6 protein-coding genes are annotated in these 17,547 nt (G+C 61.5%); 4 read left to right on the top strand and 2 right to left on the bottom strand.

The window, feature by feature from the left end:
* Nucleotides 1–302: 302 nt before the first annotated feature.
* Both PH551_RS12195 and PH551_RS12200 read left to right on the top strand, forming a co-directional pair.
* Nucleotides 303–8,822 (top strand): glycoside hydrolase family 94 protein, encoded by an 8,520-nt coding sequence (locus PH551_RS12195; protein ID WP_285193184.1) that lies wholly within the window; start codon nucleotides 303–305, stop codon nucleotides 8,820–8,822.
* Between the two features lie 102 nt (nucleotides 8,823–8,924).
* Nucleotides 8,925–10,178 carry an OpgC family protein gene (locus PH551_RS12200; protein ID WP_285193185.1) on the top strand — a complete coding sequence of 418 codons (1,254 nt, stop codon included), beginning with the start codon at nucleotides 8,925–8,927 and terminating at the stop codon, nucleotides 10,176–10,178.
* Between the two features lie 53 nt (nucleotides 10,179–10,231).
* Here PH551_RS12200 and PH551_RS12205 read toward each other — a convergent pair whose 3' ends face one another.
* Nucleotides 10,232–10,585 (bottom strand): VOC family protein, encoded by a 354-nt coding sequence (locus PH551_RS12205; RefSeq protein ID WP_285193186.1) that lies wholly within the window; start codon nucleotides 10,583–10,585, stop codon nucleotides 10,232–10,234.
* Nucleotides 10,586–10,829: 244 nt separating this feature from the next.
* Nucleotides 10,830–12,593, bottom strand: a complete 1,764-nt coding sequence (locus tag PH551_RS12210) for a glucan ABC transporter ATP-binding protein/ permease (RefSeq protein ID WP_085779801.1) — start codon at nucleotides 12,591–12,593, stop codon at nucleotides 10,830–10,832.
* A gap of 382 nt (nucleotides 12,594–12,975) precedes the next feature.
* Between PH551_RS12210 and PH551_RS12215 the strand changes: the two genes are divergently transcribed.
* Nucleotides 12,976–13,731 carry a LuxR family transcriptional regulator gene (locus PH551_RS12215; RefSeq protein WP_285193187.1) on the top strand — a complete coding sequence of 252 codons (756 nt, stop codon included), beginning with the start codon at nucleotides 12,976–12,978 and terminating at the stop codon, nucleotides 13,729–13,731.
* Nucleotides 13,732–13,905: 174 nt separating this feature from the next.
* Nucleotides 13,906–17,370, top strand: a complete 3,465-nt coding sequence (gene pyc / locus PH551_RS12220; protein WP_285193188.1) for a pyruvate carboxylase — start codon at nucleotides 13,906–13,908, stop codon at nucleotides 17,368–17,370.
* Nucleotides 17,371–17,547 lie beyond the last annotated feature (177 nt).

The raw sequence follows: 17,547 nt of genomic DNA on the forward strand, positions 1-17,547 counted from the left end.
TTGCGACATGCACGGCGCTCTGTTGCGCAGCAAGCGCGCCGGCCCGCTCGGCTCACCATTCTTGACTTGAATTATCGCGATAGTGTCCAACTTTTCGCCATGGTTTTGCGGAGAGGGTATTGATCGACCTTCAGGCCGCGCTGGACCAAGGCTAGGCCCGATTACATCGCTTGCCCAGACGTCATTCACCCGGCTTCATCGATCTTCGAAGAATCGGGCCCCGTTCATGTAGCAGTCATGATAAGCAGTGCAAAAGGCTGAGCAAAACAGCCATAACTTTGTTTGGATCCAGAACCGAACCCATGTCTATTGCCAATCTTTCTCCGAGCCTTCCGCGCGAATCCGATACGAAGCAGATCGATCACAATGATTCGATCCGCTCGACCTATCTTTCCATCGAGGACATCAAGGCGATGGGCGAAGCGGTCGTCGTCAACGGCGTCGACAAGCTGCCGGCTTTCGCACCCTTTGATTTCTTCGCGCGCCACAAGGAAAACGAGAAGGAAATTCTGCGCGTCTACCGCACCACGGCAACCGACGTCGAGGCCGGAGAGACGATCACGCCGGCGGCTGAATGGCTGCTGGACAATCACTACATCGTCGAAGAGGCGATCCAGGAGGTGCGGCGCGACTTTCCCCGCCGCTTCTACCGCGAACTGCCGACGATGCGTGTCGGCGGCGTCGACATTCCGCGCACACTGGTGCTTGCCTGGCTCTACGTCGCCCATACCCACAGCACGATCTCGCAGGAAAGCCTGACGGCGCTGGTCGACGGCTTCCAGAGCAGGGAGACGCTGAGGATCGGCGAACTCTGGGCCCTGCCCTCGCTGGTGCGCTATGTGCTGGTGGAAAACCTTCGCCGCATTTCGAGCCGTGTCGAAGCCAGCCGCCGCCTGCGCCGCCGCGCCAATGAGGCGGCCGACGAATTGGTGCGCCTGACCGATCCGGCCAAGGCGGCCGCCTATCTGAAGACGCTGGAACCGCTTGCCGAAGACAATACCTTCTCGACGCAGTTCCTCTATCGCCTGCGTGACGGCTCACAGACGTCGAGTCTGGCGATCACCTGGCTCGATGAACGCCTGGAAGAGCTCGGTCGCAACACCGAAGAGGCGACGACGGCCGAACACAGCCGTCTCTCTTCCGGCAACGTGACGATGGGCAACATCATCCGTAGCCTGCGCGAGATCGACGATACCGAATGGTCGGTCTGGGTCGAACAGGTCAGCCATGTCGACAAGCTGCTCTGGGAGCATTCGGATTACGGCATCCTCGATTCCGGTTCGCGAAACAAATACCGCAAGCAGATCGAGAAACTGGCCAAGCGCTCGCCGCTGACCGAAATGCAAATCGCCCAACTGGCGCTCGACATGACCGAGGCTGCCAAGGCCTCCGACGAGCCGCAGCCACATGAGCCGAATGTCGGTGGCTTCTTGTCCGGCGCGCAACGGCCGAAGCTCGAGGCGCGGGCGAATTATCGCCCGACGATCACCCAGCACTTCGTGCGCGCCGTGCGCCGCTTCAACTGGCTGTCGATCGCGCTGCCCGTCATGCTGCTGACGATCATCGCCATGGCGATCGTCGGCAGGTTCATGGCAAGTGCCGGAATGGGCGCCATCGAAATCGCAATACTGCTGATCATGTTCTCATTGCCGGCCTCGGAGGGCGCAACGGGTCTCTTTAATACCCTGCTGTCCTTCTTCGTCACCCCGGCCCGCCTCGTCGGCTACGAGTTCAAGGAAGGCATTCCGGAGGATGCGCGCACGCTGCTCGTGGTGCCCTGCCTGATCTCGAACCGCGACAGCGTCGACGATCAGGTGCGCAATCTCGAAGTTCATTATCTCGCCAATCCGCGTGGAGAGATTTATTTCGCGATGCTCAGCGATTGGCCCGACAGCGATGCCGAGGAAACGCCTGCCGATCTCGAGGTTCTTGACTATGCAAGGCGCGAGATCGCTAATCTTTCCGCCCGCTATGCCTATGACGGCAAGACGCGTTTCTACCTGCTGCATCGCCGCCGCCTCTACAATCCCTCGGAAGGTGTGTGGATGGGCTGGGAGCGCAAGCGCGGCAAGCTGCATGAGCTGAACATGCTGCTGCGCGGCGACCGCGATACGACCTATCTGCCCGGCGCCAACACCGTGCCCGCCAATGTGCAATATGTCATGACGCTCGATGCCGACACACGCCTGATGCGCGATGCCGTCACCAAGCTCGTCGGCAAGCTCTATCATCCGATCAACCGACCGGTCATCAATCCGAAGACCGGACGCGTCGAGAGCGGCTATGGCGTGCTGCAGCCGCGTGTGACGCCATCGCTGACCACGGGCAAGGATGCCTCGGTCTTCCAACGCGTCTTCTCGATCAATCGCGGTCTCGACCCCTATGTCTTCACCGTGTCCGACGTCTATCAGGATCTCGCCGGCGAAGGCACGTTCACCGGCAAGGGCCTCTATCACGTCGATGCTTTCGAAGCCTCGCTGAAGGGCCGCATCGAGGAGAACTCGGTGCTCAGCCACGACCTTCTCGAAGGCTCGATGGCGCGCTGTGCGCTCGTCACCGATCTCGAATTGGTCGAGGATTTCCCGATCCGCTACGAGGTGGAGACCTCGCGCCAGCATCGCTGGGCGCGCGGCGACTGGCAGCTCCTGCCCTATATGTTCAATCCTAAATACGGCGTTACGGCCCTTGGCCGCTGGAAGATGTTCGATAATCTTCGCCGTTCGCTAACGCCGATCGCATGGTTCTTCGCCTCCGTGCTCGGCTGGTATTTCATGGGTCCGCTCGGCGCGCTCGTCTGGCAGATTCTCTTGATCTTCTGCCTGTTCGTGGCGCCGACGCTGTCGCTCATCAACGGCATCATCCCGCGCACCAGCGATATCGTCGCCCGCGCCCATCTCTATACGGTCTGGTCGGATATCACCGCCGCCAATGCGCAGGTCGCATTGCGGATCGTCTTCATCGCCGATTCGGCGGCGATGATGGCGGATGCGATCGGCCGGTCGCTCTACCGGCTGTTCGTCAGCCGCAAGCTGATGCTGCAGTGGCGGACCGCCGCCAGCGTCCAGGCAGGCGGCCAAGGCACACTCGCCTCTTATTACAGGCAGATGTGGCATGCGCCGGTACTGGCGCTGCTGGCGCTCGGTTTCGCAGCCCTTCCCGGCGGCAACGCTTTCCTCGTCGGCATCCCCTTCGCGCTTTTATGGATTCTCTCACCTGTCGTCGCCTGGTATGTCAGCCAGTCGGCCGAGACCGAGGACCGGCTCGAGGTCGCCGATTCCGTCTCAAGCGAGCTGCGCAAGATCGCCCGGCGCACCTGGCGTTATTTCGAGACCTTCACCACCCCCGAGCAGAATTATCTGCCGCCGGACAATATCCAGGAAACGCCGCACGTCATCGTGGCGGCGCGCACCTCGCCGACCAATATCGGCGTCTATCTGCTCTCCGTCGTTTCTGGCCGGCATTTCGGCTGGTTCTCCTTTGAGGAGACGCTCGAGCGACTGGAGCAGACGATCGCGACGATCGATAAGATGGAGAAGTTCCGCGGCCACCTGTTTAACTGGTATCACACCGATACGCTGCAGACGCTCGGGCCGCGTTACGTCTCTGCCGTCGACAGCGGCAATCTCGCCGGCCACCTCATTGCGATTTCCTCGGCCTGCCGCAACTGGGCTGAGGCGCCGTCGGCCCACATGCAGGGCAATCTCGACGGCGTCGGCGACACCGCCGGCATCCTCGGCGAAGTGCTGGCGGACCTGCCCGACGACCGCAAGACCGTGCGCCCGCTGCGCCGGCGCCTGGAAGAACGCATCGTCGGCTTCCAGAATGCGCTTGCCGCCGTCAAGCGCGAGCACGAGTTCGCCTCGATCCGCATCATCAACCTCGCCGTTCTCGCACGCGACATCGAAAAGCTCGCCGCCAATCTCGACCATGAGGTCAAGTCGAAGCAGAGCGAAGAGGTCACCCAATGGGCGGCGTCGCTGGTCAAGGTCTGCGAGGCGCATATATCAGACAGCACCTTCGATCTCTCCAAGGTCGATGCCCTCAGGCCGCGCCTGGTGGCGTTGCGCGACAAGGCCCGCGATCTCGCCTTCTCGATGGATTTCGGCTTCCTGTTCCGGCCGGAACGGCGCCTGCTGTCGATCGGCTACCGCGTCGAAAGCGGCGAGCTCGACCAGGCCTGCTATGACCTTCTCGCCTCGGAATGCCGCCTGACCAGCCTCTTCGGCATCGCCAAGGGCGACCTGCCGACAGAACACTGGTATCGTCTGGGCCGCCAGGTCGTGCCGGTGGGTTCACGCGGCGCGCTGGTCTCCTGGTCCGGCTCGATGTTCGAATATCTGATGCCGCCGCTCGTCATGCAGGAGCGTGGCGGGGGTATTCTCAATCAGACGAACAATCTGGTCGTCATCGAGCAGATGAATTATGCCCGCAAGCTCGGTATCCCGTGGGGCATTTCGGAAGCGGCCTTCAATGCCCGCGACCATAACCTCAATTACCAGTACACGAATTTCGGCGTGCCGACGCTCGGTCTCAAGCGCGGCCTCGGCCACAATGCCGTCATCGCCCCCTATGCTTCGCTGCTGGCCAGCCAGTACGACCCGCCGGGCGCGCTCGAAAACCTGCAGAGGCTGCGCAAGGTCGGCGCACTCGGCAAGTTCGGCTTCCACGACGCGGTCGATTTCACGCCGACGCGCGTGCCGGAAGGCAAGAAATGCGCTGTGGTCTACAATTATTATGCCCACCATCACGGCATGTCGATCGCAGCCGTCGCCAACGTTGCCTTCAACGGACATCTGCGCGAACTCTTCCACTCCGACCCGGTGATCGAGGCGGCGGAGCTTCTGCTGCAGGAAAAGGCGCCGCGCGACATTCCCGTCATGAGCGGCAAACATGAATCCGATACGCCGGCCAGCATCCAGGACGATCTCATGCGGCCGGAAATCAGGAAGATCAGCGATCCCCTTTCGCGCGACCGCGAGCTCGTGTTCCTGTCGAACGGCCATTATTCCATGATGCTGACGGCGACGGGCGCCGGTTATTCCCGCTGGAACGGCCTTTCCGTTTCCCGCTGGAAAGCCGATCCGACCGAAGACCGCTGGGGCACCTTCATCTTCCTGCGCGATACCGCCACCAACGAATGGTGGTCGGCGACGGCGGAGCCGAAGGGTGTCGAGGGCGAAAAGATCAAGGTCGAATTCGCCGACGAAAAGGCGCAGTTCACCAAGACGGTCGGCGACCTGACGAGCGAGGTGGAGTGCATCATCGCCACCGAGCACGATGCCGAAGCCCGTCGTGTCACCCTTCTCAACATGGGAACGGAAGATCGTTTCATCGAAGTCACGTCCTATCTCGAACCAGTGATCACCTCGGATGATACCGACAGCGCGCATCCGGCATTCGCCCGCATGTTCGTCAAGACCGAGATCGGCAAGCGCGGCGACGTCATCCGCGCCGAACGCAACAAGCGTGATCCGAACGAGCCGAACATCAGCCTCGCACATCTGATCGTCGACAATGCCGGCGACACCCGTCACACCGAATTCGAAACCGATCGGCGCAAGTTCATCGGTCGCGGCCGCAGCCTCGCTGACGCGGCGGCGTTCGATCCGGGTGCGACACTTTCCGGTAGCGACGGCTTCACGCTTGATCCCGTGATGTCGTTGCGCCGCACCGTGCGGGTGCCCGCCGGCAAGAAGGTCAGCGTGTTCTTCTGGACGATTGCCGCGCCAAGCCGCGACGAGGTCGACAAGGCGGTCAACCGCTATCGTCATCCCGACGCCTTCAACCACGAGCTCGTCCAAGCCTGGACGCGCACGCAAGTGCAGATGCGCCATGTCGGCGTCACCTCGCAGCAGGCGGCAGCGTTCCAGCATCTCGGGCGCTACCTCGTCTATCCCGACATGCAGTTGCGCAAGGATGAGGCGACGGTCGAGGCCGGCCTGCAATCGCAATCGGCCCTCTGGCCGCTGGCGATCTCCGGCGACTTCCCGATCTTCACGTTGCGCGTCGACGACGACATGGATCTCGACATCGCCCGCGAGGCCCTGCTGGCGCAGGAATACCTGCGCTCGCGTGGCGTCACCGCAGATCTCGTCATCATGAACGAACGCGCTTCTTCCTATGCGCAGGACATGCAACACGCGCTCGACGCCATGTGCGAGAACGTACGCCGCATGGGTCAGGCCGACGGCTTGCGCCAGCATATTTTCGCGGTGCGCAAGGACCTGATGGAGGAAAACACCTACAAGGCATTGATCGCGGCTTCCCGCGTCACCCTGCATGCGAAGAACGGCAAGGTGGTCGACCAGATCAACCGCGCTGTCGCCCTCTTTGCGCCGTCAAAGGATGAACTGCAGGAGATGGAGCGCGCCGAGCGCAACAGGGCGCCGGTCAAGCGCATCGCGCCGGTGCCGCCGCCTGTGGTGCCGGCCGTTGCCATCGAGGAGGAAGGTGACCTCGACTTCTGGAATGGCATTGGAGGCTTTGCGCGCGACGGCCGCGAATATGTCGTTCGCCTGCCCGGCGGTCATGCGACGCCGCAGCCTTGGATCAACGTCATTTCCAACGACAGCTTCGGTTTCCACGTGTCGGCTGAAGGCGCAGGTTTCACCTGGAGCGTCAACTCGCGCGATTATCAGCTGACGTCCTGGTCGAACGATGCGGTGATCAACCGGTCGGGCGAGGCCTTCTATCTCGCCGATCTCGAAAGCGGCGCCGTCATGACACCGTTCGCAGCGCTTTCGCGTCGGCCGGATATCCGCTTCGAAGCCCGCCACGGACTCGGCTATTCGGTCTTCTCCACCGTTCAGCACGAGATTGCGCTCGAGCTGACGCAGACGATCGACCGCGAGAAGCCGGTGAAACTGCAGCGCCTGCGCCTGCGCAACACCGGTTCGACCGGCCGCAAGCTGCGTCTCTACGGTTACGTCGAATGGGTTCTTGGCAGCAACCCGGGACGCACTGCGCCCTTCATTCTGTCGAGCCATGACGAGGAGACGGGGGCACTGTTTGCCACCAATCCTTACAGCATCGATTTTTCCAACCGAATCGCCTTCTTCGCAGCGAGCGAGAAGCTTTCAAGCTTCTCGGCAAGCCGGCGCGAATTTATCGGCAAGGCTGGCACGATCCAGATGCCTCAGGCCGTCACCTCCGCAGCCCCGCTTTCGGGCATCACCGAGCTCGATGGCGATCCGGCCGCGGCTCTGGCGATCGACATCGAACTCGGGGCCGGCGACGAGCGCGACGTCACCTTCTTGCTCGGCGATACGCCGACGGAGGAAGAAGCGCGCGCCTTGATCGCCGAGATCCGCAAGTCTTCGTTCGACGATGCGGTCGAGGCAAACCGCGCCTTCTGGCGGGATTTCACCGGCAGGCTGCAGATCTCCACGCCAGATCGCGGGATGAACAATCTCGTCAACACCTGGCTGCCCTATCAGAGCCTCGGCTGCCGCATCATGGCCCGCACCGCCTTTTACCAGGCAAGCGGCGCCTTCGGTTTCCGCGACCAGTTGCAGGATACGCTGGCCTTCCTGATGCACGAACCCTCGATCGCCCGGCGTCAGATTCTGAATGCCGCCTCACGGCAGTTCCGCGAAGGTGATGTTCAGCATTGGTGGCTGCCGGGAACGGGTGCGGGCGTTCGCACCTTGATTTCGGACGACGTCGTCTGGCTGAGCTACGCGATCCACCATTATTGCAGCGTCACCGGCGACAAGACCGTGCTCGACGAGGAGCTTGCCTTTCTGGAAGGACCCGCTCTCCTCGAAGGTCAGCACGACTCGTTCTACAAGCCGGAGATTTCGGAGGACAAGGCGAGCGTCTACGAACATGCGGCCCTGGCGCTCGATCTCGCCATCGCCCGCAAGGGCGCAAACGGTCTGCCGCTGTTCCTCGGCGGCGACTGGAACGACGGCATGAACCGCGTCGGCATCGGCGGGCGCGGCACCAGCGTCTGGCTTGGCTGGTTCCTTGCGGGTGCATTGCGCGCCTTCATTCCCTATGCCGAAGAGCGCGGCGATTCGGCCCGAGTGGAGCGCTGGTCGGCCCATCTCGCCGAATTGAAGAAGGCGCTCGAAACTGCGGCGTGGGACGGCAGCTACTATCGCCGCGGCACATTCGACGACGGCGCGCTGCTCGGCTCCAAGGAGAGCCCGGAATGCCGGATCGACTCGATCGCACAATCCTGGAGCGTTCTGTCCGGCGAAGGCGACCCGGCTCGTGCCGGAAAGGCGATGGATGCCGTGCTCGACCAACTGGTCGATGAGGAGGCGCGCATCATCCGACTCTTCACGCCGCCTTTCGTCAATTCCGCCAGGGATCCCGGTTACATCAAGGCCTATCCGCCGGGCGTGCGTGAAAACGGCGGGCAATATACCCATGCCGCGACCTGGGTGGTGATGGCGCTTGCGGAGCTGAAGCGGGGCGACGACGCGCTGCGCTGCTTCCAGATCCTCAATCCGATCACGCATGCGCTCGACAAGGCTTCGGCCGAACAATACCGGGTCGAACCCTATGTCGTGGCAGCTGACGTCTATGGGCATGAGCCTTATACGTCGCGCGGCGGCTGGACCTGGTATACCGGATCGGCCGGCTGGCTCTACCGAGCCGCCGTCGAGGGCATTCTGGGGATCCGGTTGAAGGACGGCCGGCTCCATGTGCGTCCGTCGCTTCCGTCGGAATGGGACGGTTTTGCGGCGGAGGTGGAGCGGGGCGGCGTCAAATACCGCATTTCGGTCTCAAAAGCGTCCAATGCCAGCGGCTACACTCTGTCGATCAACGGCAGCGAAGTCACCGATCCCGAAGAGGGATATCCGCTCGGATAACAGCGTTCTCCACGCTGAAGAACACGGCGATTCGCGACGGCCAAAAGGGAACCCTTTTGGCCGTCGTCGCGTTTGCAAAACCGGACAACAGGAGAAATCCATATGGCAAGCACGCTGACCGAAGCCATCGGCACCGAGCGCAGTTCCTCATCCGCAGCTGCGACGGGGCGCGATACAAGGCTTGACGTGCTGCGTGGCCTGGCCCTGATCATGATCTTCATCAATCATGTGCCCGGACAGATCTTCGAATATGTGACGACGAAGAATTTTGGTTTTTCCGACGCCGCCGAGGCCTTCGTCCTGATCTCCGGCATCGCCGTCGGTCTCGCCTATGGTTCCCGCTTCAAGCCGGGCGGCCGCATCAAGACGGCGATCAAGGCGGCGCGGCGTGCCTTCACGCTCTACCTTGCGCATATGATCACCACCTTCATGACGCTGGCGCTCTTCATCTGTGGTGCCTGGCTGTTCCACCGGCCGGGGCTGCTGGTCGAGATCAACATCCTGGCGGTTCTGATGAACCTGAAGGAAGGCGTTCCGGCGCTGCTGCTGCTCGGTCACCAGATCGGCTACAACAATATCCTGCCGATGTATGGCGCATTGTTGCTGATGGTGCCGATCATCCTTCTCCTCAACGAGCGAAGCCCGCTTCTGGCGCTCGCGGTTTCCGGCACGGTCTGGCTGCTGGCCGGCATTTACGAAGTGGCGCCGCACAATTTGCTGATAGAGGGCTACTGGTTCCTCAATCCGCTCTCCTGGCAGTTCCTGTTTTCAATTGGCATTGTTTCGATCCTGCATATCAAGCGCGGCGGCACGATCCCGCGGCATCCGTTGTTGTTTGCGGCTGCCGCCGGCTATGTCCTGCTGTCCTTCGTCTGGGTAACCGGCCATCTCTGGATTTTGGGTAATTCGCTGGCAGCGCTTGGCCTGCCCACCGTCATCACCGGTTTCGACAAGACTTTCCTGTCGCTGCCGCGGCTGCTGCATGTGCTGGCGCTAACCTATCTCATCATCAGCATCCCGGCGCTCTCCCGCATCCTGCGGCGCCCCGCCGACCACCCGCTGACGATCCTCGGCCGCCATTCGCTGAACATCTTCGTCGCCGGCACGATCCTCGCCATGATCGGCCAGGTCGTGCTCTATATCACCAACAAGGATCCGCTAGTCGGCCCGTTCTTCGTCATCGCGGGCATCGCGACGCAATTCGCCTATGCCTATTATCTCGAGCACAAGCGCCAGCTGGGCAAAATCAAGCACAAGCTCGTGACGGAGATTGCCGCCGTCCCTGTGCCTGTGCGGGTCGGCGGAGCGGCAAATACCTATCGCCGCACCAATCGGAAATATAGTCCACCGCTCTGATTGAACGGCCGCGGGCTTAGCGGCGTCCCGAAATCGCATTCAATGCCGCCGGCTCAACTTTTATGAACGAGAATATTCACCAGCCGGTCGAAAGGATCGCGCACGTAGAAGCGCCTGACGCCCCAGGGCTCGTCGGCCGGACCGTATTTGATCGGAATGCCGGCGCCAGACATCGCCTCGAAAGCAGCATCGAGATCATCCACCTCGATGGAGAGATCGGGCACCGGAGTCCCGGAACCGCCTTGGCTGGCGACACTGAGCTGAACCTTCATGGAAGTATTCGCGCCGAGCGTGACGATCCAGCCGAGATCCATCATCAGATCGAGCCCGAGAATATCCTGATAGAAGCGTTTGGCGGCCATGAGGTCGGGCGCCTGGATATTGGCAACGATGCGCAGGACTTTCATGCCGCTCTCCTGAGTATCGGGTAAGGACAAGAATTTAGAGGGGATCGGCGGCGCGATCAATCAGTCCCGCCGCCAGACATGTAGTGCCTCTGACGACTCCCCCTGCGCCGCCTTCTGTCTCTACCATTGCCTGGTAGGGGTGGCCGGCGGGATAGAGGGAGCTACGCGGCCTTCCGCTCCCCAAGAAAAACAAAAGGCCGGAAGAGCGCCTGCCCTTCCGGCCTTATCCTGTAACCCGAAGCGCTCAGGCGGCTTCGGTGGTGTGGGCCTTGCGGACTTCCTCGTCCGTCAGGATGCCGCTGGCGCGCAGCAGCGCGGCGAAGCGGCCGTTGCTGTGGCTGAGCTCATCGAAGCCGCCCTGCTCGACGACACGTCCATCATCGAGGAAGAGCACCATATCGGCTTCACGGACCGTCGAGAGGCGGTGGGCGATGATGAAGGTGGTGCGGTTCTGCCGCAGATTGTCGATCGCGGCCTTGACGCGCGCTTCGGTCTCGACGTCGAGCGCCGAGGTCGCTTCATCGAGCACCAGGATCGGCGCATCCTTGAGGATGGCGCGGGCGATCGCAATGCGCTGGCGTTCACCACCGGAGAGCTTGTTGCCGCGTTCGCCGACATGGGTATCGTAACGATCTTCACGGGTCTCGATGAAATCGGCGGCGGCGGCGGCTTCGGCAGCACGGCGCATGTCCTCCTCGCTCGCACCTTCGCGGCCGAGGCGGATATTGTCGCTGATCGAACGATTCAGCAGGCCCGCATCCTGGAAGACGGTAGCGATATGGCGACGGAGCGACTTTCGGGTCACCTTGGTGATATCGGTGCCGTCGACGAGGATCTGGCCGCCCTGCGGGTCGTAGACGCGCTGCAGCAGGTTGACCAGTGTCGTCTTGCCGGCGCCGGTCGGGCCGACGATGGCGACCGTCTGGCCTGCCTTCACCGAGAAGGAGACATTGTGCAGGCCCTGCGAGCTGTTGCCGAAGCCGAAGGAGACGTCGCGGAATTCAACCGCACCCTTGACGTTCTTGATCTCACCATTGCCGGCCGGCTCTTCACGATCGCGCACCGAATCCTCAAGCGTATAGAAATCCTGCAGCTTGGAGCGGGCCTCGAAGATCTGCGTAGCGAACTGACGCATCAGGTCGAGACGGGCAATCAGCAGGTTGGCAAAGCCAATGAAGGCAATGACGTCACCGACGCGCAGCTGGCCGGACTGGACGAGCATCGTGCCGATGATCAGAACCACCATCATTGCGATGGTCGAGGCCATGCGGTTCAGCGCGCTGGCGAGCGCCCACCAGTCGAGCACCGGATATTGCGCTTCGAGCAGGCGGTTGGCGAAGGACTTCAACGCCTTGGTTTCCGCTTCGATGCGGTTGTAGCTATGCAGAACGGAGACGTTGCTGATCGAGTCGCTGACATGCGAGAAGACGGTATGGTAGTGGTTTTCGACCGAAGCCTGGCCATCCTTGGTGCGGCTCATGACCACGCGGCCGATCAGCCAATAGGCGATGCCAAGCACGATCAGCACGGCAGAGAGGCGCAAGTCCATCGATATTGCGGTCGGCACCAGCAGGGCCAGCGCAATAACCGTCGACAGGTGGTTGCGCATGAACTCAAGCCAGAGGCCGAACAGCGTCTCGCAGGCCCGCAGCAGCGTATGCAGCGCGTTGGAGGTGCCGCGCTGATGGTGCCAGGCAAGCGGCATGGAAATGATGCGCCCGAAGGCTTCCGTCAGCAGCGTTGCCCGCCGGCCATGGGCAAGCCGGTCGGCCTCGCGGGATACCAGAACGAAGGCGACAGTATTGAACACGGCGAAACCAGCCCACATGAAGAGGATGGGTTTGACTTCGCCCTTGCCCGATATCGCATCGATGATGCGACCGAACAGGATCGGTTCCGCAATGGTGATGGTCGCCAGAACAATGTTGGCGATAACGACCAGGGATACGCGGAGCTTGTAAGCGCCAAGATAGCGCAGAGCTCTTGCATAGACCTTGAATAGCGACACGTCTAACCTCTTGTGCATCTGCGAAAACGGGAATGGTGGGATGCTACAAAAGGCTACCTGAACCGGCGATTAACGGAGTATTCGGGAATCCGCCCGCCGGGTTGTTAACTTGATCGCGCGATCGCATCTGCGATGAAATTGAAGCTGCCTCAATAGGATAGAACAGAGAGACGTTCTCGGGCTCATAGGATTTTTCGGCAGCGGGGTCTGGCGCCGGAATTCCACCATGATTATATCTCGCAACAATTTGCGCTTGCATTTTAATCAATGTTTAGCGCAGCATTAAATTAGAGACTGCATTTTCTGCAGAAGACCGTTACGCGACCAATCTGAACAGCCGCCAACGGCCTGCGGGCATCTAGTCCGGACAAAGGCGCTATTTGTGAATATTAATTCTTTAATTCAATTGCTTGTAATTCTGGAAGAGTGCCCAGATCCGGACGCCGTCGTCACCGAACTCGAGCAGGCCCTCCACGGTTCCGGTTTCGAATATTACGGTCTGCTGCGACATTTGCAGCAAGGCCCGGCGCAGCAGAATATCGAATTGCGCGCCGCCCCGCTTGCCGGCCGCTGGCCGGAACAATGGCTACAGATATATGCCGCAAAAAAATATGTCCGGATCGATCCGATGGTGCGTTATCTCGCGCATGCGCAACGGCCTTTCCGCTGGCGGGAGAGTATGGCAGCCTTCGACGGTGACGTGCATCAGCGCCGCATGGAGCAGATGATGGTCGATGCCTTCGGCCACGGATTGGAGGACGGCTATCTCTTTCCGATTCACGGGCGCAACGGCATTCTCGGCAGCCTCAGCCTCGGCGGCAAGCCGATCGATCTGTCGCCGGTGGAAATCGCGCTGCTTGAGGCCGTGGCGCGCAAGACCTTCTGGCGATTACTCGACCTGAAAGGCGAGGCCGAGGCGCTGGAAACGGTGCTGCCGACCGAGACGCCGCTGACGCGGCGCGAGATGGAAATCCTCCACTATCTCGCCGAAGGCATGACGTCGATGGAGATCAGCAAAATGCTGAAGATCTCAAACCATACCGTTGACTGGTATATGAACGGTCTGCAGGCCAAGCTGAAGGCAAAGAACAGGCAGCAGGCAGTGGCGCTTGCCTTCCGCCACGGTCTGATAAGCTAGGCTTTTCCTTATCCACTCCGTCGAAATCGCTGCATACTGACGGCCGACATCCGCTGGCATGGCGAGAAAGTGCGTTTCGCAGTCGCAAGAGAAATTGAACTTCCCGTGACAAGAAGTTAAGAATTTTCTTCGCGGGTGCAGCATGCCCGTGTCTGAACGACGGAGGAGACCGTTTTGCCCATATCCAAGATACTCGTTGCCAACCGCTCCGAAATAGCCATTCGCGTGTTCCGCGCGGCCAACGAGCTTGGAATAAAAACGGTGGCGATCTGGGCGGAAGAGGACAAGCTGGCGCTGCACCGCTTCAAGGCGGACGAGAGCTATCAGGTCGGCCGCGGCCCGCATCTTGCCCGCGATCTCGGGCCGATCGAAAGCTATCTGTCGATTGACGAGGTGATCCGCGTCGCCAAGCTTTCCGGTGCCGACGCCATCCATCCGGGCTACGGCCTCTTGTCGGAAAGCCCGGAATTCGTCGATGCCTGCAACAAGGCCGGCATCATCTTCATCGGCCCGAAGGCCGATACGATGCGCCAGCTCGGCAACAAGGTGGCGGCGCGTAATCTGGCGATCTCCGTCGGCGTGCCGGTCGTGCCGGCGACCGAACCGCTGCCGGACGATATGCAGGAAGTCGCCAGAATGGCCGCCGAGATCGGCTATCCCGTCATGCTGAAGGCCTCCTGGGGCGGCGGCGGCCGCGGCATGCGCGTCATACGTTCCGAGGCCGATCTCGCCAAGGAAGTGACGGAAGCCAAGCGCGAGGCAATGGCCGCCTTCGGCAAGGATGAGGTCTATCTGGAAAAGCTCGTCGAGCGCGCTCGCCACGTCGAAAGCCAGGTCCTCGGCGACACCCACGGCAATGTCGTGCATCTCTTCGAGCGCGACTGTTCCGTTCAGCGCCGCAATCAGAAGGTCGTCGAGCGCGCGCCGGCACCCTATCTTTCGGAAGCCCAGCGCCAGGAACTCGCCGCCTATTCGCTGAAGATCGCAGAGGCGACGAACTATATCGGCGCCGGTACCGTCGAATATCTGATGGATGCCGATACCGGCAAATTCTACTTCATCGAAGTCAATCCGCGCATCCAGGTTGAGCACACGGTGACCGAAGTCGTCACCGGCATCGATATCGTCAAGGCGCAAATCCACATCCTCGACGGCTATGCGATCGGCACGCCGCAATCCGGCGTGCCGAAGCAGGAAGAGATCCGTCTCAACGGTCACGCCCTGCAGTGCCGCGTGACGACGGAAGATCCGGAGCATAATTTCATTCCGGATTACGGCCGCATCACCGCCTATCGCTCGGCCTCCGGCTTCGGTATCCGCCTCGACGGCGGTACCTCCTATTCCGGCGCCATCATCACCCGCTATTACGATCCGCTGCTCGTCAAGGTCACAGCCTGGGCGCCGAACCCGCTGGAAGCCATTTCCCGCATGGACCGGGCGCTGCGCGAATTCCGCATCCGAGGTGTGGCCACCAATCTGACCTTCCTCGAAGCGATCATCGGCCATCCGAAATTCCGCGACAACAGCTACACCACCCGCTTCATCGACACGACGCCGGAACTCTTCCAGCAGGTCAAGCGCCAGGACCGCGCGACGAAACTCCTGACCTATCTCGCCGACGTCACCGTCAACGGCCATCCCGAGGCCAAGGACAGGCCGAAGCCGCAGGAAAACGCCGCCAAGCCGGTGGTGCCCTATGCCAATGGCAACGGGGTGAAGGACGGCACGAAGCAGCTTCTCGACACGCTTGGGCCGAAGAAGTTCGGCGAGTGGATGCGCAATGAGAAGCGGGTGCTTCTGACCGACACGACGATGCGCGACGGCCACCAGTCGCTGCTCGCCACCCGCATGCGCACCTATGACATTGCCCGCATTGCCGGCACCTATGCGCATGCGCTGCCGAACCTGCTCTCGCTCGAATGCTGGGGCGGCGCCACCTTCGACGTCTCGATGCGATTCCTCACGGAAGATCCGTGGGAGCGGTTGGCGCTGATCCGCGAGGGGGCGCCGAACCTGCTCCTGCAGATGCTGCTGCGCGGCGCCAACGGTGTGGGCTACACCAACTATCCCGACAATGTCGTCAAATACTTCGTCCGCCAGGCCGCCAAGGGCGGCATCGATCTCTTCCGCGTCTTCGACTGCCTTAACTGGGTGGAGAATATGCGGGTATCGATGGATGCCATTGGCGAGGAGAACAAGCTCTGCGAAGCGGCGATCTGCTATACTGGCGACATCCTGAATTCGGCGCGGCCGAAATACGACCTGAAGTACTATACCGGCCTTGCCGTCGAGCTCGAAAAGGCCGGCGCCCATATCATCGCTGTGAAGGACATGGCGGGCTTGTTGAAGCCTGCGGCTGCGAAGGTTCTGTTCAAGGCGCTGCGCGAGGTGACCGGTCTGCCGATCCACTTCCACACGCATGATACCTCAGGCATTGCGGCGGCGACCGTTCTTGCCGCGGTCGAAGCCGGCGTCGATGCCGTCGATGCGGCGATGGATGCGCTGTCCGGCAATACCTCGCAGCCCTGTCTCGGCTCGATCGTCGAGGCGCTCTCCGGCTCCGAGCGCGACCCCGGTCTCGATCCGGAATGGATTCGCCGCATCTCCTTCTATTGGGAAGCGGTGCGCAACCAATATGCCGCCTTCGAAAGCGATCTCAAAGGGCCAGCCTCCGAAGTCTATCTCCACGAGATGCCGGGCGGCCAGTTCACCAACCTGAAGGAGCAGGCCCGCTCGCTGGGACTGGAAACCCGCTGGCACCAAGTGGCGCAGGCCTATGCCGACGCCAACCAGATGTTCGGCGACATCGTCAAGGTGACGCCCTCCTCGAAGGTGGTCGGCGACATGGCGCTGATGATGGTCTCCCAGGACCTGACCGTTGCCGATGTCGTCAGCCCCGACCGCGAGGTTTCCTTCCCGGAATCGGTGGTGTCGATGCTGAAGGGCGATCTCGGCCAGCCACCGTCTGGATGGCCGGAAGCGCTGCAGAAGAAGGCATTGAAGGGCGAAAAACCCTATACGGTGCGTCCGGGCTCACTGCTGAAGGAAGCCAATCTCGATGCGGAACGCAAGGTCATCGAGAAGAAGCTGGAGCGCGAGGTCAGCGACTTCGAATTCGCTTCCTATCTGATGTATCCGAAGGTCTTCACCGACTTTGCGCTTGCCTCCGATACCTACGGCCCGGTTTCGGTACTGCCGACGCCCGCCTATTTCTACGGGTTGGCGGACGGCGAGGAACTGTTCGCCGATATCGAGAAGGGCAAGACGCTCGTTATCGTCAACCAGGCGATGAGCGCAACCGACAGTCAGGGCATGGTCACCGTCTTCTTCGAGCTCAACGGCCAGCCGCGCCGCATCAAGGTGCCCGATCGGGCCCATGGGGCGACCGGGGCGGCCGTGCGCCGCAAGGCCGAGGTCGGCAACGCCGCCCATGTCGGCGCGCCGATGCCCGGCGTCATTAGCCGCGTCTTCGCCTCGCCGGGCCAGGCCATCAGCGCCGGCGACGTGCTTGTCTCCATCGAGGCGATGAAGATGGAAACCGCGATCCATGCCGAAAAGGACGGCACCATTGCCGAAGTGCTGGTCAAAGCCGGCGACCAGATCGACGCGAAGGATCTGCTGGTGGTTTACGGCGGATGAGCAAACGGCACGAAAGGTTTCGTCCGCCCGTCCTTGCCAAGTCGGGCTGATCACCCGATTGTGTAGAGCCAGGCTGTTAAAAGGCCGGCTTTTTCGAAAAGCGAATGGCCTCCTCGCCTTGCCCGGCGGGGAGGCTTTTTCGTAGACTTGCCTGCCTGCCTCTCCCAAGATCAATCA

The organism is Rhizobium atlanticum, from assembly GCF_030182485.1.
Taxonomy (GTDB): domain Bacteria; phylum Pseudomonadota; class Alphaproteobacteria; order Rhizobiales; family Rhizobiaceae; genus Rhizobium.